The sequence below is a fragment of the Thermus sp. 2.9 genome (genome assembly GCF_000794385.1).
Classification (GTDB): domain Bacteria; phylum Deinococcota; class Deinococci; order Deinococcales; family Thermaceae; genus Thermus; species Thermus thalpophilus.
This window is the reverse complement of sequence record NZ_JTJB01000004.1, coordinates 18205-41434: the sequence shown is the minus strand read 5'-3', so window position 1 is coordinate 41434 and position 23230 is coordinate 18205. Positions and strand designations below refer to the sequence as shown.

At 67.0% G+C, this 23230-nt stretch carries 19 protein-coding genes and 1 pseudogene; 10 read left to right on the top strand and 10 right to left on the bottom strand.

What is annotated here, in order from left to right:
- Position 1 precedes the first annotated feature (1 nt).
- Entirely contained in the window at positions 2-691 is a 690-nt protein-coding gene (locus QT17_RS03510) for a thioredoxin family protein (RefSeq protein WP_052155148.1), read from the bottom strand.
- A gap of 172 nt (positions 692-863) precedes the next feature.
- Between QT17_RS03510 and QT17_RS03505 the strand changes: the two genes are divergently transcribed.
- The 4 genes from QT17_RS03505 to QT17_RS03490 are packed head-to-tail and all read left to right on the top strand — an operon-like array spanning position 864 to position 4572.
- On the top strand, positions 864-2300 hold the full coding sequence (locus QT17_RS03505; protein WP_039456397.1) for a rhodanese-like domain-containing protein: 1437 nt from the start codon (positions 864-866) through the stop codon (positions 2298-2300).
- An 11-nt stretch (positions 2301-2311) separates the two neighbouring features.
- Positions 2312-2968 (top strand): rhodanese-like domain-containing protein, encoded by a 657-nt coding sequence (locus tag QT17_RS03500; protein WP_039456394.1) that lies wholly within the window; start codon positions 2312-2314, stop codon positions 2966-2968.
- Positions 2965-3708, top strand: coding sequence for a sulfite exporter TauE/SafE family protein (locus QT17_RS03495; RefSeq protein ID WP_039456391.1), 744 nt, complete (start codon positions 2965-2967; stop codon positions 3706-3708). The genes QT17_RS03500 and QT17_RS03495 overlap by 4 nt, the downstream gene beginning before the upstream one ends.
- Before the next feature lie 15 nt (positions 3709-3723).
- Positions 3724-4572 carry a nitrilase-related carbon-nitrogen hydrolase gene (locus QT17_RS03490; protein WP_039456389.1) on the top strand — a complete coding sequence of 283 codons (849 nt, stop codon included), beginning with the start codon at positions 3724-3726 and terminating at the stop codon, positions 4570-4572.
- Here QT17_RS03490 and QT17_RS03485 read toward each other — a convergent pair.
- Complete coding sequence (locus QT17_RS03485) at positions 4569-5486, bottom strand: peptidylprolyl isomerase (protein ID WP_039456386.1); 918 nt, start codon at positions 5484-5486, stop codon at positions 4569-4571. The genes QT17_RS03490 and QT17_RS03485 overlap by 4 nt on opposite strands.
- A gap of 13 nt (positions 5487-5499) precedes the next feature.
- On the opposite strand from QT17_RS03485, the gene hemE reads away from it, so the two are divergent.
- The 6 genes from hemE to QT17_RS03455 all read left to right on the top strand — a co-directional run bounded on the left by hemE (position 5500) and on the right by QT17_RS03455 (position 16693).
- The gene (hemE, locus tag QT17_RS03480; RefSeq protein ID WP_039456383.1) at positions 5500-6525 is read left to right on the top strand and encodes a uroporphyrinogen decarboxylase; all 1026 of its coding nucleotides are present in this window, start codon (positions 5500-5502) and stop codon (positions 6523-6525) included.
- A complete protein-coding gene (gene hemH / locus QT17_RS03475; RefSeq protein ID WP_039456380.1) occupies positions 6522-7475 on the top strand; it encodes a ferrochelatase in 954 nt (317 codons plus the stop codon). Before hemE ends, hemH begins: the two co-directional genes overlap by 4 nt.
- The gene (hemG, locus tag QT17_RS03470; RefSeq protein ID WP_039456377.1) at positions 7463-8842 is read left to right on the top strand and encodes a protoporphyrinogen oxidase; all 1380 of its coding nucleotides are present in this window, start codon (positions 7463-7465) and stop codon (positions 8840-8842) included. The genes hemH and hemG overlap by 13 nt, the downstream gene beginning before the upstream one ends.
- Positions 8843-8849: 7 nt before the next feature.
- Positions 8850-11090, top strand: coding sequence for a diguanylate cyclase (locus tag QT17_RS03465; RefSeq protein WP_039456375.1), 2241 nt, complete (start codon positions 8850-8852; stop codon positions 11088-11090).
- An 84-nt stretch (positions 11091-11174) separates the two neighbouring features.
- Positions 11175-13757: an EAL domain-containing protein gene (locus QT17_RS14825; protein WP_039456371.1), complete on the top strand. Its 2583-nt coding sequence runs from the start codon at positions 11175-11177 to the stop codon at positions 13755-13757.
- Entirely contained in the window at positions 13754-16693 is a 2940-nt protein-coding gene (locus QT17_RS03455) for an HD domain-containing phosphohydrolase (RefSeq protein ID WP_039456369.1), read from the top strand. Before QT17_RS14825 ends, QT17_RS03455 begins: the two co-directional genes overlap by 4 nt.
- Here QT17_RS03455 and QT17_RS03450 read toward each other — a convergent pair.
- The 8 genes and pseudogenes from QT17_RS03450 to QT17_RS03415 all read right to left on the bottom strand — a co-directional run bounded on the left by QT17_RS03450 (position 16690) and on the right by QT17_RS03415 (position 23228).
- Positions 16690-16989, bottom strand: coding sequence for a metal-sulfur cluster assembly factor (locus QT17_RS03450; protein WP_039456366.1), 300 nt, complete (start codon positions 16987-16989; stop codon positions 16690-16692). The two genes, QT17_RS03455 and QT17_RS03450, sit on opposite strands and share 4 nt — an antisense overlap.
- Positions 16986-18137 (bottom strand): hypothetical protein, encoded by a 1152-nt coding sequence (locus QT17_RS03445; RefSeq protein ID WP_039456364.1) that lies wholly within the window; start codon positions 18135-18137, stop codon positions 16986-16988. The genes QT17_RS03450 and QT17_RS03445 overlap by 4 nt, the downstream gene beginning before the upstream one ends.
- A gap of 50 nt (positions 18138-18187) precedes the next feature.
- Positions 18188-19024 (bottom strand): protoglobin domain-containing protein, encoded by an 837-nt coding sequence (locus QT17_RS03440; protein ID WP_039456361.1) that lies wholly within the window; start codon positions 19022-19024, stop codon positions 18188-18190.
- Positions 19021-19458, bottom strand: a complete 438-nt coding sequence (locus QT17_RS03435; protein ID WP_039456359.1) for a hypothetical protein — start codon at positions 19456-19458, stop codon at positions 19021-19023. The genes QT17_RS03440 and QT17_RS03435 overlap by 4 nt, the downstream gene beginning before the upstream one ends.
- Positions 19458-20236 (bottom strand): annotated as a pseudogene (locus QT17_RS03430) (DUF2249 domain-containing protein). The gene QT17_RS03435 and the pseudogene QT17_RS03430 overlap by 1 nt, the downstream one beginning before the upstream one ends.
- Before the next feature lie 23 nt (positions 20237-20259).
- Positions 20260-20478 carry a DUF2249 domain-containing protein gene (locus QT17_RS03425; protein WP_039456357.1) on the bottom strand — a complete coding sequence of 73 codons (219 nt, stop codon included), beginning with the start codon at positions 20476-20478 and terminating at the stop codon, positions 20260-20262.
- Positions 20479-20571: 93 nt separating this feature from the next.
- Complete coding sequence (locus QT17_RS03420; protein WP_039456354.1) at positions 20572-21903, bottom strand: MFS transporter; 1332 nt, start codon at positions 21901-21903, stop codon at positions 20572-20574.
- Positions 21900-23228, bottom strand: a complete 1329-nt coding sequence (locus QT17_RS03415; protein ID WP_039456351.1) for a nitrate/nitrite transporter — start codon at positions 23226-23228, stop codon at positions 21900-21902. Before QT17_RS03415 ends, QT17_RS03420 begins: the two co-directional genes overlap by 4 nt.
- Between the last annotated feature and the right edge of the window lie 2 nt (positions 23229-23230).

Here is a 23230-nt window from a genome sequence, read left to right as displayed (position 1 = left end):
GTTAGGCCTGTACCCCCACGGCCTTGCGGATGGCCTGGAGGAACTGGGAAAGGGGCTGGGCTCCCAGCACCCGCTCCTTGCCCCCGTTGATGATGGTGTCCGGCACCCCGTGGATGTGGTAGCGGTTGGAAAGCTCGGGGAACTCGTTGGCCTCAATCATCTCGCCCCACACCTTGGGAGAAGCGTAGGCCAGGCGGTGGGCGGTGCGCACCGCCTGGGGGCAGTAGGGGCAGGTGGGGGTGACGAAGACCTGGAGCCGCACCTCCTCGGGAAGGCCGTTGAGCTCCTGGACCACGTTTTCCGGCAGGCCGTGCCCGTCGCGGCCCAGCATCTCCAGGTCCTCGAGGAGGCTTGCGAACTCGTAGCCCGCCGGGATCCCCCGGTAGCGGAGGTTGATGGCCTCCGAGCCCTTTTCCCGCAGGATCAGGGTGGGGGCCGCCTCCACCCGGTAGGCCCTGGCCATCTCCTGCCCGTCGGGGGTGGCCAGGTCGTAAACCACCAGGTGAAGCTTGTCGGAAAGGGCGGCGAGCTCCTCCAAAAGCTGCTTGGTCTCCTTGCAGTAGAGGCAGGGCTCCTTGCCCGGGGCGATGAGGGTGGAGGAGTCGGTGAAAAGCACCATCTCCACGTCCCGGTTGAGGCTGGAAAGCCGCTCGCGAACGATCTCTTGCTCCTTCGGTCCCAGTAACGGCATCGCTTCCTCCTTATTCGGGATACCCCCGTAGGGGTACGTCCTTTGACAAATATAGCAGATGGCGCTCCGCCTTCATAGAGATAGACCTCACGTTGCCCCGGCTTGACACCTATTACCCCCATAGGGTATCTTCAGGGCGTGGGGACAAAGGTCCCGCCTAGGAGGTAAACCCATGATCTTCCGGCAAATCTACGAGGAAGGTTTGGCGCAGATGAGCTACTTTCTAGGGTGCGCCGCCACCGGGGAGGCCTTGGTGGTGGACCCCAAGCGGGACGTGGACACCTATCTGGAGCTCGCCCAAAGCCTGGGCCTGCGCATCACCGCCATCGCCGAAACCCACATCCACGCCGACTACCTCTCGGGGGCCCGGGAGCTGGCCAGGGCCACGGGGGCCACCCTCTACCTCTCGGACGAGGGGGACGAGAACTGGAAGTACCGGGGCCTCGAGGGCTTCCCCCACGTTCTCCTCAAGGACGGGGACGAGTTTAGGGTGGGGAACATCCGGGTGAAGGCGGTCCACACCCCGGGCCACACCCCCGAACACCTCTCCTTCCTGGTGGCGGACGGGGCGGTGACGGAGGAGCCCCTCCTCTTCCTCACCGGGGACTTCGTCTTCGTGGGGGACGTGGGCCGGCCCGACCTCCTGGAGGAGGCGGCTGGGCTTAAGGGCACGGCGGAGCCCGGGGCAAGGCGCATGTTCCGAAGCCTCAAGGAGAAGTTCCTCACCCTTCCCGACCACGTGCAGGTTTGGCCCGGGCACGGGGCGGGGTCGGCCTGCGGCAAGGCCCTAGGGGCCCTTCCCGCCACCACCGTGGGCTACGAGCGGCGCCACGCCTGGTGGGCGGAGTACCTGGAGCGGGACGACGAAGAGGGCTTCGTGAAGGCGCTCCTCCAAGGCCAGCCCGAGGCCCCCACCTACTTCAAGGAGATGAAGCGGCTCAACCGGGACGGCATGCCCATCCTGGGCGGCGTCCCCCACCCCGGGCGGCTCACCCAGGCCCAGTTCCTCCGCTGGCTGGAGAAGGGAGCCATCCTGGTGGACACCCGGGATAAGTTCGCCTTCGCCGGGGGGCACATGAAGGGGGCCATCAACATCCCCGCCGGGAAGAACTTCGCCACCTGGGCGGGCTGGCTTCTGCCCTACGATCGGCCCCTCATCCTCCTGGCCCACCCCTCCGAGGTGGAGGCCCTCACCCGGGCCCTCATCCGCATCGGGCTGGACGAGGTGATGGGGTATATCCCGGGCCTCGAGGGCTACGCCCAAGGGGAGCTGGAAACCGTCCCCCAAATCACGGCCAAGGAGGCCAAGGCCCTTTGGGAGCGGGGCGAGGCGGTGATCCTGGACGTGCGGGGCCGGGACGAGTACTTCGCCGGCCACATTCCGGGGGCCCTAAACATCCACGCAGGCCGCGTGCTGGCCCACCTGCATAGACTCCCCAAGGACAAGCCCCTCATCGTCCACTGTGTGGGCGGGGACCGCTCCAGCACCGCCATCTCCGCCCTCCTCGCCCACGGCGTCCACAACGCCCTCAACCTCACCGGGGGGATTAGGGCTTGGCAGGAGGCGGGCTTCCCCGTGGTGAAGGGGGAAGAGCTGGTGACGGCCTAAGGAGGCGACCCATGTACGAGACGCAAGTGAAAGACCTTTCCCCCGAAGAGGCCAAACGCCTTTACGACCAGGGCGTGCCCTTCTTTGACGTGCGGGAGGTGGAGGAGTACGCCCAGGCGAGGATCCCCGGGGCCCGCCTCCTTCCCCTTTCCGAGTTCATGGCCCGCTACCAGGAAATCCCCAAGGACCAGCCCGTGGTCCTCTACTGCCGCACGGGTAACCGCTCCTGGCAGGCGGCGGCCTGGCTTAGCGCCCAGGGCTACCCGGTCTACAACCTGGAGGGGGGCATCGTCCGCTGGTACCGCGCCGGGCTTCCCGTGGACACCACCCCGGTGGAGGTGGGCTACACCGCCACCCCCTACCGGGAAGTGGGGCCCCTGGAGGCGGCCAAGCTCCTGGAGGAAGCCTTCGTGGTGGACGTGCGGGAGGCCTGGGAATACGGGGAAGGCCACGTGCCCAAGGCGGTGAACATCCCCCTTTCCACCCTCCCCCAGCGCTTGGCCGAGCTTCCCAAGGACCGGCCCATCCTCCTCGTGTGCAACTCCGGGAACCGCTCGGGGGTGGCGGCGGACTTCCTGGTGGAGCAGGGCTTTGACGGGGAGAAGGTCTACAACCTGGAAGGCGGCACCTACGCCTGGGCCGCCTCGGGCCTTCCTCTGGAGCGATGAGCCTCGCCCTCCTTGGCGCCCTCCTCATCGGGCTCTCCTTGGGGCTTTTGGGCTCCGGGGGCTCCATCCTCACCGTGCCCGTCCTGGTCTACCTCCTGGGGGAGCCTCCCAAGCAGGCCATCGCCGAAAGCCTCCTCGTGGTGGGGGGAATCGCCCTTCTAGGGGCCACCCCCTACGCCCTAAGGGGCCTTGTGGACTGGCGGAACGTCCTCTTCTTCGGCCTCCCCGGGATGGCGGGCACCTATTTGGGGGCCTTCCTCTCCCGCTACGTGTCCGGCCAGGTGCAACTCCTGGTCTTCGCCCTGGTGATGCTCCTCGCCGCCTACTTTATGGCCCGGCCCCTCCCCCTGGCCCGAGGGGGGAAGCGCAAGGCCTGGAAGATCGTCCTGGAGGGCCTAGGGGTGGGGGCCCTCACGGGGTTCGTGGGGGTGGGGGGAGGGTTTTTAATCGTGCCCGCCTTGGTCCTCCTGGGTGGACTTCCCATGCACCTGGCGGTGGGCACAAGCCTCCTCATCATCGCCCTCAAGTCCTTCGCCGGGTTTTACAAGTACCTCCACCTCCTGCCCGAGTACGGCCTGGCCGTGAACTACCCCGTGGCGGGGCTTTTCATCGCCGTGGGCTTCCTGGGAAGCCTCCTCGGGGGAAGGCTCGCCTTAAAGGTGCCCCACGAGGCCCTCAAGCGGGGCTTTGCCCTCTTCTTGGTGGCCATGGGGGTTTTTATCGTGGCGCAAAGCCTCTAGGGGTATCCTAAGGGGGTGCCGTTCCGCACCCTTCTGGCCGTGCAAGCCCAGGTCCTGCCGGAGGCCTACCGCACGGAGGAAGCCTTCCGGGAGCGGGTCCACGGCCTCCTAAGCCCCTTAAAGGGCACCCCCGCCCCCCGCCTGGCCGCCTTCCCCGAGCTCTTCGGCCTCCCCCTCCTCCTCCACTTGGAGGGGGAGTTTGCTTGGGGGGAGCTCCTAAAAAACCCCCTCCTCCCCTGGCGGCGGGCCCGGCGGGCCTACGCGGTCCTCCACCGGGTCATGGCCGAGGCGGCGAGGCGCTTTGGGGCGTACCTCCTCGCGGGAAGCCTCCTTTCGCCGCCTTACGAGGAGGAGCTCGCCCGGGGCCTTTTTTCCCGAAGCCCCCTCTTCCAAAACCTGGCCCTTTTCTATAACCCCGAGGGCCGCCTCCTGGCCCAGGTGCCCAAGATGGAGCGCACTCCCCCCGAGCGCTGGCTCAAGGGGGGGCGCTTTGGCCCCCACCTGGTGGAAACCCAAGCCGGGCGGGTGGGCATCCTCATCTGCCTGGACGGCTTCTTTGAGCGGCACCTGGCCCGGCTGGACGCCCTGGGGGCCGAGGTCCTCCTCCAACCCTCCGCCAACCCCGCCCCCTGGGATAGGCCCTGGCCCCCGGACCCCGAGCGCACAGAGGAGGAGGCGTGGCTCACCTCCGCTAGGGAGCGGCTTTGGGGCCGGGAAAACCTTCGGCTCCTCCTAAACCCCATGCTCAACGGCAGGATCCTGGGCCTCACCTTTGAGGGGCGAAGCGGCATCTACGCCCCCGGCAAGGACCTAGCCTTGGCCCAAAGCCCCGTGGGGGACGCGGCCCTCCTCCACTTCCCCTAAAGCCTTTCCGGGAAAAGCCGGATGGTATAGGGGCGGATGAGGGCCTTGGCTAGCTTTTCCCAGGCCAGGTCCTTCACGCCCAAGGCGAGCTCTTCCGCCACCTCCTCCAAGGGGTAGCGGCCCGCGGGCTTCACCGCCTCTAGGAGGATGACGTGGAAGCCGAACTGGGTCCCCACCGGGCCGGACACCTCCCCGGGCTTCAGGCGCAAAAGGGCCGCTTCAAAGGCGGGGATGTAGGTGCCCTCCGGCGCGCACCCCAAGTCCCCCCCCGCCTCCTTGGAGCCCGGGTCCTGGGAAAGAGCCTGGGCCACCTGGGGGAAGGGCTCCCCCTTTTCCAGGCGGCCTAGGGCCTCCCGGGCCGCCTCGAGGGTGGGCAGGAGGATGTGCCGGGCGCAGTAGAGGGTGCCGTGGCGGTACTCCGGGGAAAGGAGCCAGAGGGCCTTGAGGGCCGCGGGGGAGACCTGAAGCTTCTCCCGGTAGTGCCCTTCCAGGGCCTCGAGGGCCAAGGCCTCCGCCAGGAGAAGGCGGTAGGTTCCCACATCGGGAAGCCCCGCCCCCTTCAGGGCCTCCGCCAAGGCGTTCTCGTCGGGGAAGGACTCCAGGAGGGCCTGCACCTGGGCCTCCACCGCCTCGGGCTTAGGCCAAAATCCCTTGGCCTTCGCCACCTGCAATAGCGCCCGCTCCTCGGCCAAGGCCTCCAGGTACTTTTGCCGGTACTGGGCGAGGAGGGCCCGGGTTTCCTCCGTGTCGGGAAGGCCCAGTTGCCTTAGGGCGCTTTTGGCGAACAGGCCAAAACGGAGCTCAAACTGGCTCTTGGTGAGGGCCTCACCCCCCACCTGGGCCACCACGGGGTCTTCCTGGGCCACGGCCAAAGGGCTTAGGATAAGGGCTAGGGCAAGAAGAAGAGCGCGCATGCCCCATGCTAGCATGGGGGGCGTGAACGACCTCATCCTCAAAGCGGCCCGGGGGGAGGCAACCCCCAGGCCCCCCGTCTGGTTCATGCGCCAGGCGGGCCGCTACCAGAAGTCCTACCGCACACTAAGGGAGCGCTATACCCTGCCGGAAATCGTGCGCCAACCCGAGCTCGCCGCCCAGGTGTCCCTAAGCCCGGTGGAGGAGCTCGGGGTGGACGCCGCCATCCTCTTCGCCGACATCACCACCCCGCTTTACGGCATGGGGGTGGACCTGGAACTGGTGGAGGGCAAAGGCCCGGTGATCCACCGCCCCATCCGGGACGAGAAGGGGGTGGAAGCCCTTCTTCCCTTGGAGCCCGAGGAGGCGGTGCCCTTCGTCCTCCAAACCATCCGCATCCTGAAGCGGGTCCTTAAGGTGCCCCTCATCGGCTTCGCCGGGGCTCCCTTCACCCTGGCGAGCTACCTCGTGGAGGGGGGGCCAAGCCGCCACTTCCTGCAGGTGAAAGCCTTCATGTACCGGGAAGAGGCGCTTTGGCACCGCCTCATGGAAAGGCTCACCGAGGCCATGGCCCGCTACCTAAAGGCGCAAAAAGAAGCGGGGGCGGATCTCCTCCAGGTCTTTGACTCCTGGGTGGGGGCGCTCTCCCCCGCCGACTACCGCCGCTACGTGAAGCCCCACATGACGCGGCTCTTCCAGGCCCTAAGGCCTTTAGGGGTGCCGGTGATCCACTTCGGGGTGGGGACCATGGGGCTTCTAAAGGACATGCGGGAGGCCGGGGGGGAGGTCCTGGGCCTGGACCACCACACCCCCCTCCCCTGGGCCCGGGAGGTCCTTGGGCGGGTGCCGGTGCAGGGCAATTTGGACCCCGTCCTCCTCTTCGCCCCGAAGGAGGTCCTCCGGCGGGAGGTCCTGCGCATCCTGGCGGAAAACGGAGGGCGGCCCGGGCACATCTTCAACCTGGGCCACGGCATCCTGCCCAAGACCCCAGAGGAGAACGTGCGCTACGTGGTAGAACTCCTGAAGGAGGTGGCGGCGTGAACGTACTCCTGATGGCCTACGGCACCCCTTATGCCCCCGAGGAGATTGAACCCTACTACACCGACATCCGCCGGGGCAAGAAGCCCTCCGAAGAGCTCCTCAAGGAGCTTAGTGAGCGCTACGAGCAGATCGGCAAAAGCCCCCTGAACGAGATCACCCTGGTCCAGGCCCTGCGGCTCCAGGCCCTTTTGAACCTCGAGGCCCCCGCCTACCCCAAGCGCCTCCTGGGCCCCTTCGGTCCCCGCATCCCCCAGGGGCCGGCCCGGGTCTACGTGGGCACCAAGCACTGGCACCCCACCATCGGCGAGGCGGTGGCGGCCATGCACGAGGACGGGGTGCGGCGGGCGGTGGCCATCGTGGCCGCTCCCCACTACTCCCTAAGGAGCGTGGCGGAGTACAGGGAGAAGGTGGAGGCCGCCCTCAAGGCCCTTCCCGAGCCCATAGACTTCACCTGGGTGGAAAGCTATGAGGCCCACCCCGGCCTCATCGCCGCCTACGCCAGGCGGCTGGAAGAGGCCATCTGGCGGCTAAAAGACCCCAAGGGGGCGGCCTACGTCTTCACCGCCCACTCCATCCCCCTGGCGGCGGTGGAGCGGGGGGACCCCTACCCGCGCCAGGTGGAGAAAACGGCGGAGCTCATCGCCAAGCGGCTTTCCCTCCCCCGCTTCCAGGTGGCCTACCAGTCGGCGGGGCGCACCGCAGAGCCCTGGCTTGGGCCCGACATCAACGAGCTCTTGCGGCAACTTAGGGAAGAGGGCTTCGCCGAGGTGGTGGTGCAGGCGGTGGGCTTCCCCGCAGACCACCTGGAGGTCTTCTACGACCTGGACCTCGAGGCCCAGGCCACCGCCGAAGCGGTGGGGCTCAGGCTCCTAAGGGCCCGGAGCCTCAACGCCGACCTGGACTACATCCAGGTCCTTAAGGACCTGGTGGAGGCGGCGTGGCTCAGGTAGCCATCGTGGGCGGAGGGTGGGCGGGGCTCGCCGCCGCCCTCGCCCTTAAGGAAGAGGGGGTGGACTTCCTCCTCCTGGAGGCCACGCCCCGCCTGGGGGGCAAGGTCTTCACCCACCAAGGGGAAGGCTTCCTAGTGGAGGGCGGCCCGGACGCCAGCGTGCGCTACAAGAAGGAGGTCCTGGATTTGGCCCAGGCCTTGGGTCTGGAGCCCATCGGCACCCTTCCCGCCAAGCCCTCCGCCTACATCCTGCGGAAAGGGAAAGCCCACCCCCTTCCCGAGGGGCTTTTGCAGGTGGTGCCGGGGGACCTAAAGGCCCTGGCCAAGACCCCCCTCCTTTCCCTTTCCGGCAAGCTCCGGGCCCTTTACGACCTCTTCCTCCCCCGGGGGGACAAGGAGGACGAAAGCCTGAAGGAGTTCGTGGAAAGGCGGCTTGGCCTCGAGGTCTTCCAGGCCTTGGTGGCCCCTCTGGCCGGGGGGATCTACGGGGGTGAGCCCGAGGAGCTTTCCATGCGGGCCGCCTTTCCCGCCCTTTTGGAACTTGAGCGGAAGCACCGAAGCCTCCTCCTCGGGGCCATGCGGGCGCGAAGGGGGCGGGGAAGCCGGGAAGGGGGAAGCCTCTTCTTTTCCTTCCGAGGGGGGCTTTCCGCCCTCACCCGGAAGATGGCGGAACGGGTGGCGGAGCACACCCTCCTCGCCACCCCGGTCCTGGCCTTGGAGCCTTTGGGGGGCCGCTACCGTCTGCACACCCCACGGGGCGCCTTGGAGGCGGAGGCCCTGATCCTCGCCATCCCCGCCCCCGTGGCCGCCTCCCTCCTCAGGCCCTTCCTCCCCGAAGCCACGGCCCTTTTAAAGGGCATCCCCCACACCCCGGCGGCCACGGTGAGCCTGGCCTTCAAGGAGGCGCTCCCCGTGAAGGGGCACGGCCTCCTCATCGCCAAAGGGGAGAACTACCAAGCGCGCGGCTTCACCTGGACGCACCTGAAGTGGCCGGGAAGGGCCCCCGAGGGCTTTAGCCTGGTGCGGGCCTACTTTTCCGGGGAGGTGGCCCGGATGGGCGAAGGAGAGCTCGCCCGGCTCGCCCTGGCGGAGCTTCGCCGGTACCTGGGCCAGGAGGTGCGCCCGGAGCGCACCTTCGTCTTCCGCTTCCCCGAGGGCATGCCCGCCTACAAGGTGGGGCACCTGGACCGCCTCACCCGCCTGGACCTCGCCCTCCTCAAAGCCCCGGGGCTTTTCCTGGCGGGGAACTACCTCTTGGGCGTGGGGCTTCCCGAGGTGGTGCGCTCGGGCAAGCAGGCGGCGGAGCGGGCCCTCGCCCACCTCTCCCTAACCCCCCCTGGCGAAAAGGAAACCTCCCGGTTAGTATAACGCCAACATGCTCCTCCCCTACCCTGCCATCGCCCTGGGAGCCCTCCTCCTCGGGCTTTTAGCGGGGCTTTTGGGATATAGCGCCCCTTACATCCTCCCTTGGTTCATGATCTCCACCGCCACCCTGGCCAGCGCCCGGGGGCTTGGCGTGGGCCTGGGGGCGGCGCTCGTTTCCACCCTCCTCCTTCTCCTTTTCCCCGGGTTTGACGGGGTGGCGGTTGCGCTTCTCCTCCTTTCCGCCCTCCTGGCCCACCAGGTGGGCCAAAGCCTCCGGCTAGCCCACCGCCGGGCCAAGCACCTGGCCCGGGCACAAAAGCTTTTGGCCGAGGCCCTCGAGGCCCTCCCCCAGGCCGAGGACCGGGAAACCCTTTTGCGCGGCCTGCCCGAGCGGCTCGCCGCCTTTGGGGAAGGCGGGCACGCCGGGGTCTGGATCCCGGTGCGGGAAGGCTTCCGCCTCCTGGCGAGCGCCCCCCCCTTGGCCTTGGAAACCATCCCCCCCACCGGGGTGGTGGGGCGGGCCTTCCGCGAAGGTAGGCCTATCCACGTGCCCGACGTGCGCCGGGAGCCTGGCTACATCCCCGCCCCGGGGCACCAGGCCCTGGCCGAGCTCGCCCTTCCCCTCCTGGAGCGGGGCGAGGTGGTGGCGGTCCTCAACCTGGAGAAAAGCCGTCCCTTCTTCCCGGAGGAGGTGGAGGGCCTCATCCGCTTCGCCCAGGCGGTGAGCCTAGAGCTTTCCCGCCTGGCGGACCTGGAGGAGCGGAGGCTCCTCGCCGAGCTCGCCCAGAGGATGCAAAGCGCCGCCACCTTGGAGGAGGCGGGGAGCAAAGCCCTCGCCCTCTTCCTAGAAGTGCTCCACCTGGAAGCCGGCACCCTTTGGGAAGCCCGGGGAAGCCGGATGGAGGCCCTGGCCTACCAGGGGGTCACGGAACCCGCCCTCCTCCAGGTGATCCGGGAGGGCCTACCCTACGGGCTGGGCCTCGCCTGGCAGGTCTACGAGACGGGAAGCCCCGTCTTCACCGCCCGCTACGCCGAGGAAGCCCGGGTGGTCCCCGCCTTGAAGGCCCTGAACTGGCGCACCTTCGCCGCCCTTCCCATTCCCACCCCGGGAAGCCCCCGGGCGAGGCGGGTCCTGGTGCTGGGCCAAAGGGAAGAACGGCTTTGGCGCCGGGCGGAAGAGGAGATGCTCCTATCCGCCTGCCGCGCCTTGGGGCTTGGGCTTGAGCGCCTCACGGAGAAGGCGCGGCACGAAGGGGTGAACCGGCTTTTCCTAAATCTACTGGAGAAGCCCCTGGAAGAGCTTTATCAAGAAGTGCTGGAAGAGGCCATCCGCCAGGTGCCGGGCTCGGAAGCGGGAAGCCTTCTTGTGCTGGAAGGCGGGGAATACCTGTTCAAGGCGGCGGTGGGCTACGACCTGGAGGGCCTAAAGACGGTGCGCTTCACGCCGCAGGGCATGCTCCTCTGGTACGGCCGGGGGGAAGGGGAGGCCCGTCGGGGCGAGCCCCGGATCATGAGCGTGGAGGAAAGGGCCATCCCCGAGATCAGCCACCAGACCGCTCCCCCGGAGGTCATAGACACCGCCGGCCGGGCCAAGGAGATCCAGGCCAACCTCTGCCTCCCCGTTCCCTACAAAGGCGAGGTTCTCGCCTACCTCAACTTGGACAACTTGCACGACCCCAAGGCCTTCGGGGAGGACTCCCTCCATGCGGCCCACTACTTCGCCGCTCCCCTGGCCACCTTGCTCCACGAAGCCAAAACCCGGCGCCTCTTGGAGGAGGCCGCCCTCACCGACCCCCTCACGGGCCTCCTTAACCGCCGGGCCTTTGACCGCCACTTCCTGGAGGAGCTTAAACGGGCGGAGCGCTATGGCTACCCCCTCTCCTTGGCCATCCTGGACCTTAAGGGCTTTAAACCCGTGAACGACCGCCTAGGCCACGCCGTGGGCGACCTGGCCCTCATCAAGGTGGCGGAGGCCCTAGAACGGGAAAGGCGCAACGGGGATCGCATATTCCGCTGGGGCGGGGACGAGTTCGCCGTCCTCTTCCCCCACACCCCCAAGCAGGGCGCCATCGCCGCCGCCTACCGCTACGCCAAGGCCATAGAAAAGCTCTGTTTCGGCGAGATCTGCCTGGGGGTGAACATCGGGGTGGCCACCTTCCCCGAGGACGGCGCCACCCCGGATGAACTCCTCTCCGCCGCCGATACCCGCATGTACCAAGCCAAGGCCAAGGGCCTGGCGGTGGTGGCCTGAAGCGCTCCCAAGACCTCTGGGTCCTCTTCTTTGGAACCGGGTGGTCTCCTGGGGGGGTTGGGGTAAAATGCTCCCGGTCTAGCCATGGGCTCTCCACCGGGCACCCACCTGCCCCAGGCGCTATTGCCCCTGTTACGCCAGGGATTAACGGGGCTTCCCCAAGCCCTGGAGGGCGTGGCCCAGGCGCTCAAGGCCCACCGGGCCTACCTCTTCCGCTTGGAGGAGCGCCAAGGCACCTGGTACACGAGCCAGCTCGCCGAGTGGGCCGGGGAGGGGGTGAGCCCGCAGATCCAAAACCCCGCCCTCCAGGACCTGCCCATGGAGGAGGCGGGGTACGGGCGCTGGTTGAGGCGCTTTTTGGCCAACCAGAGCGTGGGCGGGCCCGTGGCCGCCTTTCCCCAAGAAGAGCAGCCCCTTCTCCTGGCCCAAGAGATCCAAAGCCTCCTGGTGGTGCCCATCTTCGTGGAGGGGAGGCTTTGGGGCTTTTTGGGCGTGGACGACTGCCTTCGGGAGAGGCAGTTCACCCAGGAGGAGGAGGCCCTTCTCCGCCTCCTCGCCGAGGCCCTGGCGCAGACCTTGGAGCTGTGGGAGCGGGCCCGCTGGCTCGGCTTTTTGGTGGAGGCCTCCCCCTTTTACCTGGCCCGGCTCTCCCCGGAAGGCAGGCTTCTCCACGCCAACCAAGCCCTAAGGCAGGCCTTTCCCCAAGGGGTTTCGCTCCCGCTAGGGAACGCCTTGGCCAGCCCCGGCTCCCCCAAAACCCACTTCGCACGGGGAGAGCGGGCCGTGGCCTGGACCCTGGTGGCGGTGCCGGGGCCGGGGGGCGTGGCCCTCGAGGTCCTGGCCCTGGGCGTGGACGTGACGGAACGGGAGGAGGCGGAGGCCCGGGAGCGGCGCTGGAACGCCTTCCGCAAAAACCTCCTCCGCATCTACGAAACCCTCATGGCCGAGGGGCTTTCCGACTCCATTTTCGGCCTCATCCTGGACGCCGCCTTGGACACCATCCCGAGCGCCCAAGCGGGAAGCGTCACCGTGCTCATGGAGGACGGGTGCTACCACTTCGTGGCGGCCAGGGGCTACGACCTTAGAGCCCTGCGCCAGGTCTGCCTGCGGCCGGAAGAGCCCCTTTCCCTCACCGGGCACCAGACCGCCCAGGTCTTCACCTGGCGGGAACTCGCCCGCTTCAACGCCCGCTTGGACCCCGAAAGGCGGCGGGTGATGGAGGAAGCGGGCCGCATTGGGGAGATCAAGGCCATCCTCTCCGTGCCCGTCTTCTTGGCGGGGGAGCGGAAGGCCTTTTTGTACCTGGACAACTTTGAGCGGGAAGACGCTTTTACCCCTTTAGACCGGGAGCTGGCCCAGGCCTTTGCCAGCCAGCTGGGCCTCCTTCTAAGGCGGATGGAGCTAGAGGGGCGGCTCCACCACCTGGCCTACCACGACCCCCTCACGGGCCTTCCCAACCGCCTCTTCTTCCTGGAAAAGCTGGCCCAGGCCCTCCAGGAAGACCCTGAGAGCCTAGCCCTCCTCTACCTGGACCTGGATGGGCTCAAGCTGGTGAACGACCTGGACGGCCACGCCGCCGGGGACGAAGCGCTTCGGGTGGTGGCTGCCCGCTTGCGGGCCAGCTTGCGCCCCCGGGACCTGGTGGCCCGGCAGGGAGGGGACGAGTTCTTGGTCCTCCTCACCCACCTCAAGGGCCCCGAGGAGGCGGTGGCCGTGGCCGAGAGGCTTCTTGAGGTGGTGCGCCTCCCCATCCCCTTGCAGGAACGGGTCTACCACCTCACCACCTCCATCGGCCTGGTCCTGGGCGCACCCGGGCTTTCCCCGGGGGAGCTCTTGCAACGGGCGGACCTGGCCCTCTACCGGGCCAAGGGGGAGGGGAAAGACCGCCTAGCCTTTTTTGAAGCCCACCTGCAAGAGGCCCTGAGGCGGGAGATGGAGCTTGTGGAAGCCCTGAGGCAGGACCTGGAGCGGGAAGAAGGGCTTAACCTCGCCTACCAGCCCATCGTGGACCTGGAGGCCGGCAAGCCCGTGGCCATGGAAGCCCTCCTGCGCTGGCGCCTCGCCCCGCCGGGCGAATTCATCCCCCTCGCCGAGCGCCACCGCCTCATGGGGGCCTTGGGCCGCTTCGTGCTCAGGCGGGCCTGCGAGGAGCAGGCGAGGCACGGCCTGCCCGTGCACGTGAACGTGAGCCCGCAGGAGCTTCTAGACCCGTCTTATCCCGCCCAGGTGGCCCAGGTCCTCGAGGACACGGGCCTTCCCCCGCCCGCCCTGGTCCTGGAGGTGACGGAGTCCACCCTCATCCCCGACGAGCGAGGCCGGGACGCCACGCAAAGCCTAAAGGTGCTTCGTGCCCTTGGGGTCAAGGTCTTTTTGGACGACTTCGGCAGCGGCCACTCCAGCCTAGAGCGCCTTTCCACCCTGCCCGTGGATGGGCTCAAGCTGGGCCAGGCCTTCACCCAAGCCCTGGGCAGCCCCCCAGACCCCCAAAGCCCCGCCGCCCGGGTGGTGGGGGCCGTCTTGGCCCTGGCCCAGGCCCTGGGCCTCGAGGCCATCGCCGAGGGCATTGAGGACGAGGCCACCCTGGCCTACCTGAAAGCCCTAGGCTTCCGCCTGGGCCAGGGCTACCTTCTCGGAAGGCCTTCTCCCCTATACTCTGAGGAAAGGTGAGGCTCCCTGATCCTTGGAAAATCGCCTTTGCTTACCTTCTCCTTTCCTTGGCCTGGATTTTGGGAAGCGACCGGCTTCTCCTTAACCTCGCCCCCTCACCCCAGGCGCTCACCTTCTGGCAAAGCGTCAAGGGATTGGTCTTTGTCCTCCTTTCTGGCGGACTCATCCTCTTTTTGACCCAGGCCTTTGAGCGTAAGTGGCAAAGGAACCTCCAATCTTGGAAAACATCGGAAGAGCGCTTCCGAACCCTTCTAGAAAACAGCCGCGAGCTCATCTACCTCCTGGACCGAGAAGGCCACATCCGCTACGTCTCCCCCAACGTGGGCCAGGTCCTAAACTACGACCCCCTGGGCCATACCCGCCAGAACCTCCGCGTCCTGGACTTCGTCCACCCCGAGGACCGCCCCTACGCCGAGGCGGCCCTGGAAGACCTCCTCCGCCACCCCGGGGAGGTACGGGAGTACCGCCTGCGCATCCTGGACGGCTGGGGAAGGGCGCGGGTGGTGCGGGTCTGGGGGAAGAACCTCCTGCGGGATCCTACTGTCCAAGGCATCGTCCTGAACGTCATGGACGAGACGGAAATAGAAGAGGAGCGGAGCCGATTTAAAGGCGTTCTAGAAGCCCTCCCGGGCGTGGTCTACCAGGCCCGGGTGACGGAAGGCCAGGACCCCGCCTACGCTCCCCTCTTCTACGCTAGCCCCCAGTCGGAAACCCTCTTCGGCTATCTGGCAGAAAGCCTCCTGCAAGACCCCGCCTTCTACTTCCAAAAAGTCCATCCCGAGGACCGGGCAGGGCTAGAGGAAACCGTCCGGCGCGCGGTAGCCGAACCCGGCAAGGTTCAGGTCTACACCTACCGCTTTCTCCACGGGAAAAGGAAGACCTGGGTCTGGCTGCGGGACACCCTGGTCTTTGACCCCGAGACCCGCCTCCTCACCGGCTACACCTACGACGTGAGCCAGGAGGTGGAGCAAGAAACCCGCTTCCGCACCCTAGCGGAAACCGCCCCCGCCCTCATCCTCCTTTGGCAACTGGAAAGCCTCGAGGGCCCGGAAAGCGCTCGCCTGGTCTTCGCCAACCCCATGGTCACGGAAACCACCGGGTATACCCCGGAGGAGCTCGCCTCCCGACCCATCTGGGAGTTGGTCCACCCCGCCGACCGGGAAACGGTGCGAAACCGGGGCCTGGCCCGCCTAAGGGGGGAAAACCCTCCCGCGCGCTACGCTTTCCGCATCCTGGCCAAAGGGGGCGAGGTGCGCTGGCTGGACTACTCCGCCGCCCGGGTGGAGGTGATGGGCAAGCCCGCCATCCTGGGGGTGGGGTTGGACATCACCGAGGCCAAGGAGAAGGAACTGGCCCTGGAAGCCTTCGCCCGGGTGAGCCTCGCCCTGCGGCGAAGCGAGGACCTAAAGGAAATGATGGAACACGCCCTGGACGCCGCCTTGGGCGCCCTGGAGGCCCCCGTGGGGAGCATCCTTCTCTACGACCGGGATACGGGGCGGCTGGAGGAGGCGGCGAGCCGGGGCTGGCTCAAGCATATCCCCACGCCCCCCACCTTGGCCGAGGAGGGCATGGTGGCCCGGGCTTTCCAAGGGGAGGTGGTGGTGAGCCCCGACCTCAAGAACGATCCCCGGGTGCGCCCAGGGGCCAAGCCCTTGGTGCCCGAGGGCTTTAGCGGGGTGGTGGTCCCCATCCTGGCCGGCACGGAGCCCATCGGGGCCCTGACCTTGGCCTGGCCCCACCCCCGCACCCCCACCCCGGCGGAGGTGGAACGGGCCCAGCTCATCGCCGAGGCCATGGGCAACGCCGTGCGCCGGGCTAACCTAAGGCGGAAGCTTGCCCAGCGAGTGGAACAGCTGGAGGCCCTGCGGGCCATAGACCAAGCCATCCTGGCTTCCTTGGACCTTGCTCCGAGCCTCGAGGTTCTTCTGGACAAGATCTTCCTCCTTCCCGTGGACGCCGCCGCATTCTTCCTTTATAAGCCCGAGGAGAAGGCCCTTGTTTTCAGCGCAAGCCGAGGCTTCCGTAATCCCAAGGCCTTCGCTCCCCGAAGCCTCCGGCTGGGCCAGGGCCACGTGGGACGGGCCGCCCTTTTGGGCGAAAAAGTGGCGGTGGACGACCTGGAAAAGGAACCCGGAAGCCACCCAGCGTTCACGCGGCAGGAGGCCCTGGTCTCAGAAAGGGCCTACCCGCTCCTGGCCCGGGGCAAGCTCCTCGGCGTCCTCGCCGTCTTTACCCGCAGACCCTGGGACCTCTCTCCAGACGAGGAGGAGTTCTTAGAAGCCTTGGTGGGGCAAAGCGCCTTGGCCCTGGACAGCATACAGACGCTGCGGGAGCTTCAGAAAAGCCAAAGGGAGCTGGAAGCCGCCTACGAGCTCACCCTCTTGGGCTGGGCCAAGGCGGTGGAGCTCCGCGACCAGGAAACCGCCGGGCACACGGAGCGGGTCACGGAGCTCACCCTGCGCCTGGCCCGGGCCCTGGGCGTGCCCGAGGAGGACCTGGACCACATAAGGCGCGGGGCCATCCTGCACGACGTGGGCAAAATCGCCATCCCCGACGCCATCCTGCTAAAGCCGGGCCCCTTGACGGAGGAGGAGTGGGGGGTGATGCGGCTGCACCCGGTCTACGCCCACGAGTGGCTTTCCGGCATCCCCTTCCTGAAGAAGGCCCTGGAAATCCCCTACTGCCACCACGAGCGCTGGGACGGCTCGGGGTACCCCCGGGGGCTAAAGGGGCTGGAAATCCCCCTTTCCGCCCGCATCTTCGCCGTGGTGGACGTATACGACGCCCTCACCTCCGACCGCCCCTACCGCAAGGCCTGGCCCCGGGAAAGGGCCCTGGCCTACCTAAAGGAGCAAGCGGGCAAGCAGTTTGACCCCGAGGTGGTGGCGGCTTTCCTTCGGATGATGGCGGGGGAGGGCCTCGAGACCACCCCCTAGTCCCAGCCCAAAAGCCGCCTTGCCTCCGGGGAAAGCCTCGCCGGGGTCCAGGGCGGGTCAAAGGTGAGCTCCACCCGCACCTCCTCCACCCCCGGAAGGGCGGACAAGGCCCGCCGCACCGCCTCCCCCAGGCTGTCGTGCAGGGGGCAGCCGGGGGTGGTGAGGGTCATGCGCACAAAGGCCTCGGGAGGCTCCACCCTGAGCTCGTAAACGAGGCCCAGGTTGACCACGTCCAGGCCCAGCTCCGGGTCGTACACCGTCTTGAGCAGGTTCCAGGCTTGCGTTTCCAGGCTCACCGCCGCATCACCTCCCAAAGAGCGTAGGCGTGCACCGCCGCTCCCACGGCCACCCCCCAGGCCGCTTGGGGCAGGACGGGGAAAAGAAGCGCCCCCACCGCCCAAAGCCCCCCTGCCAGGTACCCGAGCCCCTCCGGGAGCATCTCCTTGAGGAGGGGCACCCGCTCCTTCCCCGCCCTAGGGGCGTAGCGGTGGGTCCAGACCAAAAAGGGAAGGATTTTGTAAAGCATCCCGCTCACCGCCAGGCCCACAAAACCCAGGGCGAACCAGAGGGCGGCCCACACCGGTTTAAAGGGGAGGGCCAGAAGGGCAAGGCCCAAAAAGCCAAGCCCCGCCAGGTAGTGCCGCACCCCGATGTCCAGGGCGCGCTTCATGCGGTGCTTGAGGATCCGATAGGTGTCGTAGAGGGCAAGGCCGTAGGCCAGGAGAAGGAGGCCGTACCCCAGCCTCTCCCCCAGGGCCAACCCCCAAAGCCCCAGGTTGGCGGCCCAAAGCAAAAGCCCCAAGACCCCCTCGTCCACCCCGTGGGTGAGGGTGAACATGGAAACCAGCTTGTACCCCACCCCCAGGATGGAAAGGAGGAAAACCCCGCCCAGCCCGGCAAGGAGGTGCCACGCCAAGCGCTCGGGGTCGTAGAAGCCATAGCGGAGGGAAAGGGCCTGGACCAGGCCCAAGAGGGGGGTGAGGAGCAGGTAGAAGACCACCCAGGCCAAAGCGGTGGCCACCCGGTTCCAGCGCGGGGCAAGGCGGAAGGTCCGGTAAGCGTGGTAGGCGAAAAGGAGGAGGGCGAGAAGGGCTAGCCCCCCGCCCAAGGGGACAAGGACCGGCAGCCGGGCAAAGCCCAGGGCCAAGAGGACCACCCCCAAGGCCCAAAGGGCCATCACCGGGTAGCCGAGGGCCGGGCGGTAGAGGGGCGCTTCCAGCACTACCGGCAAGAGCTGGTGCATGGCCCCAAGGAGCACCCCCACCCCAAAGCCCAGGAGGTACAGGTGGGCCCCCGCCAGGCCCAAAGGGTGCCGGGGCACGAGGAAGGCCTCCGGGTGGAGGACCCAAAGCCAAGCCCCCCAAAGGAGAAAGGCTTCCCCCAGAAAGATGAACCCGGCGGGAACGGCCAAGGGGATGACCCGGGTGTGGACGGTCGCCACCATGCCCTAATCCTGAGGGGCCCAGGGGGGCTTGGCCATAACCCAAGTCATGGCTAGCGCCCGGGGGGCAGGAGGGTGAGGGTGTCTCCCTCGGCCAAGGGGGTGGCCAGACCCTGGAGGTAGCGGACATCCCGGCCGTTTAGGAGGACGGCAAAGCGGGGACGGAGGCGCCAAAGCGTCTTGGGCTCCAACCATAGGCCCACCGCCTCCTCGGCGAAGAGGGGCTCCAGGGAAACGTCCCTTAGGGCAGGAAGGGCGGCATACACCTTGCGCAAGGCTTCCTCCACGCTTAGAGCCCGCAGGGAAAGGGGCTTGGGCAAGGCGGGCTGGGCCAGGCCCAAGGCCTGGAAGCGGACGGAAACCCCCCCTTCCCGAAGCGCCAAGGCGGCGTCAAACCCCTTGCGCATCACCTCTTCCTGGGCAGAAAGGTATGCGAGCCAAGGGCGCACGTCCCGCACCCTTTCCGCCACGTACCGCCCCACCTGGGCGAAGGAAAGCCCCACGTACTCCGGGGGAATGTGGGCCCCCTTGGGCCCCAGGCCCCCGTGCCAGAGCCCCGCCCGGTACACCTCCCGGGCGAACTCCGCCGAGGTGTCCACCCCCAGGGTGCGGGCGAGCCAGGCGGCGAAGAAAGCCCGCCTCAGGTAAAGCTCTTCCTCCGGCACCCGCCCTTCCCAGCCCAAAGCCTTGGCGGTGCCCGGGTGGCGGCTCAGGTGGTCGTACACCAGGGCCACAAAGGAAGCGGCGCCCTCCAGAAGCTTTTCCGCATCCAGGCGCATGGCCCGCTTGGCCTCCTCGGTAAGCCCCCCGAAGGCGAGGAGGTCCTGGAAGACCTCCTCGGGCAAGGGGGGCAGGTCCAGGACCAACGCCTCCACCTCCACGGCGCTCATATCCCCCTCCTTTCCCGCTCCTCGCGCATTTTTCTCAGCATATCCGCCGTCACCACCCGCTTGGTCATGGCGTGGGCGAAGACCAGGGTGGCAAGAAGCTGGAGGGCGCCGGAAAGGCCAAGCCAAGGCCGGGCTTGGGCGTGGCCCATGAGGTAAAGGGGCTCCAGGAAAAGGCGCAGGAGAAGCCCGGCGTTGAGGAGGAAAAAGGTGAGGGCCTCGAGGCGGTCCTGCCTTAGCCCCCCGGGCCTGGGCATCATCCAGTAGGCCACGCCCATGACCATCTGCAAGAAGAAGCCCACGAGCCCGGCGTGCACGTGGCTTGGGCGAAAGGGGCCCACGAGGCTTGGGAAGAGGTAAAAAAGGGTGCCCAACAAGGCGGTGTAAACCAGGTAAAGGAGGGCGGCCCGCACGAAGAGGAAGTGCCAAAAGCCCATTACCCCCCCTTGCGGATGAGGAGCTCCACCCGCCCCGGGCCCAGGTCCTTTAGGGCGTAGGCGTGCCCCTCCTCCTCCAAGCGGGCCAGGAGGTGGACGGGGCGGCGCACGTGGTGGACCAAGAGCTTCTCCCCTGGCTTTAAAGCGGCCAGGGCCTCGAGGACCCGCATCATGGGCAGGGGCGGCTCCAGGTTCTCTTCAATGAAGACCTCCGCCTGGTAGGCTTCCCAGTCGGCCTCGGTGAGGGAGGCGACCCCTTTACCTCCCCCTATTCCCCCCTCCGCCCCTTGCCGGTAGAAGTGGGCCCGGTAGTGCCGCTCCCCGAGCTTTTCGCACCAGGCCAAAAAGCCCTGCTTGGCCAAAACCCGGTAAAGGGGCACAGGCTCAAAAAGGACCTCCAGCACGAGCCGCTTCCCCGGCTTCACCTCCTTGGCGGCGGCCATGATGTTTGGGAAGGGTTCGCCTCCCCCTTCCAGGATGGGCCGCACGTCCAGATGGAAGCCCACGGGGGCGGAAAGCCAGGCGGGGGCGGGGTGCCCACCAGGCTCTCCTCCGCCAGGGGCATAGAAGGGTTGGCCTCCACCCCCAAGGCGCGGTTGAGCCTAGCCACCAGCTCCTCCGGGGCAAGCCCCCCGATCCTCGCCGCCTGGGCCACGGTGACGAGGTTAGGCATGGTCCGGCGCAGAAGGGGGTTTTTGAGCTTGCGGAAGGCGGGGCTCGCCTCCAAAAAGACTTCTAGGAGCTCGGGCCAGCGCTTCAGCACCTCCGCCACCTTCATCTCCGGCCGGACCATACCGCCTCCTACCGCCGGGTGATCCGCACCCGCCACACCTCGGGGCCGGCCTCGAGGTACTCCCAGGCGAAGGCCCCGGGCCGCTCCGCCTGGAACTGGTAGTAAAGGGGCTTAGGATCGTGGTCGTTGACCAAAACGAAACTCTCCCCCGGCGCCAGGCCGTCAAAGACGCCAAAGATCCGGGGGTGCCGCTCCCTTGGGGGTATGCTCCGCACGTCCAGCTCCATAGCGCCCCCAGTTTCCCGAAATCGGCTCCTCCTTCGCCATGACCCAGGTCAAGGCCCCCGCCAAAGGCGGGGGCCCACCGGGTAGGCTTTGGCTCAGCAGGGCTTCTCCGCCCCCTTGCGGGCGTAGTAGTACCAGTTTAGGAAGAGATTTAGGGCGTAGAAGACCATGAGGCCGTAGAAGAAGGCGGTAAAGCCCCCCGTGGCCTTCTGGGTGTAAGCGGCCAGGGTGGAGAAGATAAAGGGCCCATAAGCGGCGATGGCCGCCGTCCAGCCGATCACCCCCCCCGCCTGCCTCGGGGGGAAGATCATGGGCATCTGCTTGAAGGTGCTGGCGTTCCCCACCCCGCTAAAGAAGAAGACCAGGAGCATGGCCAGCACAAAGAGGGGGAACTGCTCCAAGGAAGTCGGCCGGGTGAAGAGGGTGACCAAGAGGGCGGATAGGAAGATGCCCAGGGCGGAAACCTGGGTCACCACGGCTCCGCCATAGCGGTCGCTCACGGGCCCAGCCAACACCCGGGCCAAGGAACCCACCAGGGGCCCAAGGAAGGCATAGCGCAGGGGATCGGGGGCGCCATCAAACTTCCCGTAGACCTCCCGGATGAGCAAGGGGAAGATGGCGGAAAACCCCGAGAAGGAGCCGAAGGTCATGATGTAGAGGCTGGTCATGATCCAGGTGTGCTTGTCGCGGAAGATGTCAAACTGCTCGCGGAAGTTGGCCCGCACCGGGACGCTCCGCAAGAAGGTCCAGGCGAGCCAGGCTCCCACCAGAACAAAGGGGATCCAGATAAACGTGGCGTTTTGCAGCCAAATGGGCTGGCTGACCCCAGGCTTAGGGGTAAAGGTCTGGGGGCCCCCCAGCAGGGAACCGAAGAGCGCAAAACCGATGATCCAAGGGGTTACGAACTGGACCACGGAAACCCCGAAGTTACCGATTCCCGCCTGCAAGCCCAAGGCCGTTCCCTGCAGGCGTTTGGGAAAGAAGTAGCTGGTGGAGGGCATGAAGCCGGAGAAGTTCCCCCCGCCAATCCCCGCCAAGAAGGCGAGGAAAAGGAGAACCCCATACGGCGTGTGGGGGTTTTGCACGGCAAAGCCCCAGCCCAAAAGGGGAATCAGGAGGAGCAAGGTGGAGAAGGTGACCAGGTGCCGGGTGCCCAAAATAGGGGGCAGGAAGGTCCAAACGATGCGCAACGTCCCCCCCGCCAGCCCTGGCATGGCGGTGAGCCAGAAAAGCTGGGTCGTGTCCAGGGGGAAGCCGGACTTGGGCAAGCGCACCACCAGGGCGCTCACCACGTACCAGGTGATGAAGGAGAGGGTGAGGTTGAAGGTGGTGATCCAAAGGGTGCGCCAGGCCAAGGCGGGGTCCCAGCGCTTGGGGTCTTCTGGGTTCCACTCTTTCAGCCAGGTGTCCTTGAGGGTCTTGGTCATGGCCGGTCTCCTTTCAGCTCAAACTCGTGCCGCAGGTGCTTGGCCTCTTCCTGAAGCAGCTTGATCACCGTGAGGTGCATCCAGAGGAAGGCGAGGGCGGTGAGGAGGAAGAGCACGAAAAAGGTCGTCTGGGGAAGTCCCGTCCAAGCCTGGGTGTAGGCGAAAAGGGGCGGCAGGAAGAAGCCTCCCAACGCCCCGAGCATCCCCACTAACCCCCCCACCGCGCCCACGTCCTGGGGGAAGTAGGTGGGGATGTGCTTGTACACCGCCGCCTTGCCGATGCCCATCCCCACCCCGATGAGGAAGACCAGAAGGGTGAAGAGCCAGACATTCATGGTGAACCGCATAACCTCCTTGGTCCCCTCCTTGGTGTAAAGAACGATGTGCCCTTCGGGCATCATGAGCACTCCCGAGGCCAGGAGGATGATGCCGAAGGTCCAGTACATGACCCGCCGAGCCCCAAGGTGGTCAGAGAAATAACCGCCCACGGGGCGGAGGAGGCTCGCCGGGAAGATGAAAAGGGCGGTGAGGAGCGCGGCTTCGTGCAGGGGCAGGCCGAAGACGTCCACGTAGTACTTGGGCAGCCAGGAGGACAAGGCCACGTAGGCGCCGAAGACCACCACGTAGTAAAGGCTGAAGCGCCAGACCCGCACGTACCTGAGGGGCCTGAGCATCGCCAAGAGGGGCCGCCCCTGCCCCGGCCGCTTGTCTTGTCGGGGGGTGCCGAACCACAGGACCAGGCCCATGAGGACCAGAAGGATGCTGTAGAGGAAGGGGATGAAGCGCCAACCCCCGGGGATGAGCCCCCCCAGGTACCCAGCGGGCGGGATGCTGGCAATGAGGGCGGGGCCGATGAACTTAGTGACGCTGGCCCCCACGTTCCCCGCCCCGAAGACCCCCAGGGCGAAGCCCTGTTGCTCCTTGGGAAACCAGGCGGAGTTCCAGGCGATCCCCACGCTGAAGCTGTTCCCGGCGAAGCCCACCAAGAAGGCGTAAAGGAGGAGCTCCTCGTAGCTTCCGGCGCGGGACACCAGGTAGGCGGGGATGGCGGTGAAGAAGAGCATCAGGGTGAAGACCAGCCTTCCCCCGTAGCGGTCGGCAAAGATGCCCGCCAGGAGCCGCCACAAGGAGCCGTTCAGGATGGCCACCGCCGAAAGCCAGGAAAGCTGCACGTCCGTGAGCCCAAACTCCTTGCGGATGGGCACGCCCAGCACCCCGAACATGAGCCAAACGGCAAACATCAGGGTGAAGGCCAGGGTGGAAAGCCAAAGGACGCGGAGGCGGTCCGGCTTTTCCCGTTCCAGTTGCGCAGGATCATGGACCATGG

Bases quoted from the DNA above. Each gene is read 5' to 3' on its own strand.
- hemE (WP_039456383.1), top strand. From the start codon at position 5,500: ATGGGGGGCGTGAACGACCTCATCCTCAAAGCGGCCCGGGGGGAGGCA.
- QT17_RS03485 (WP_039456386.1), bottom strand. From the start codon at position 5,486: ATGCGCGCTCTTCTTCTTGCCCTAGCCCTTATCCTAAGCCCTTTGGCC.
- QT17_RS03495 (WP_039456391.1), top strand. From the start codon at position 2,965: ATGAGCCTCGCCCTCCTTGGCGCCCTCCTCATCGGGCTCTCCTTGGGG.
- QT17_RS03500 (WP_039456394.1), top strand. From the start codon at position 2,312: ATGTACGAGACGCAAGTGAAAGACCTTTCCCCCGAAGAGGCCAAACGC.
- QT17_RS03415 (WP_039456351.1), bottom strand. From the start codon at position 23,228: ATGGTCCATGATCCTGCGCAACTGGAACGGGAAAAGCCGGACCGCCTC.
- QT17_RS03425 (WP_039456357.1), bottom strand. From the start codon at position 20,478: ATGGAGCTGGACGTGCGGAGCATACCCCCAAGGGAGCGGCACCCCCGG.
- QT17_RS03440 (WP_039456361.1), bottom strand. From the start codon at position 19,024: ATGAGCGCCGTGGAGGTGGAGGCGTTGGTCCTGGACCTGCCCCCCTTG.
- QT17_RS03505 (WP_039456397.1), top strand. From the start codon at position 864: ATGATCTTCCGGCAAATCTACGAGGAAGGTTTGGCGCAGATGAGCTAC.
- QT17_RS03510 (WP_052155148.1), bottom strand. From the start codon at position 691: ATGCCGTTACTGGGACCGAAGGAGCAAGAGATCGTTCGCGAGCGGCTT.
- QT17_RS03435 (WP_039456359.1), bottom strand. From the start codon at position 19,458: ATGGGCTTTTGGCACTTCCTCTTCGTGCGGGCCGCCCTCCTTTACCTG.
- QT17_RS14825 (WP_039456371.1), top strand. From the start codon at position 11,175: ATGGGCTCTCCACCGGGCACCCACCTGCCCCAGGCGCTATTGCCCCTG.
- QT17_RS03420 (WP_039456354.1), bottom strand. From the start codon at position 21,903: ATGACCAAGACCCTCAAGGACACCTGGCTGAAAGAGTGGAACCCAGAA.
- QT17_RS03465 (WP_039456375.1), top strand. From the start codon at position 8,850: ATGCTCCTCCCCTACCCTGCCATCGCCCTGGGAGCCCTCCTCCTCGGG.
- QT17_RS03445 (WP_039456364.1), bottom strand. From the start codon at position 18,137: ATGGTGGCGACCGTCCACACCCGGGTCATCCCCTTGGCCGTTCCCGCC.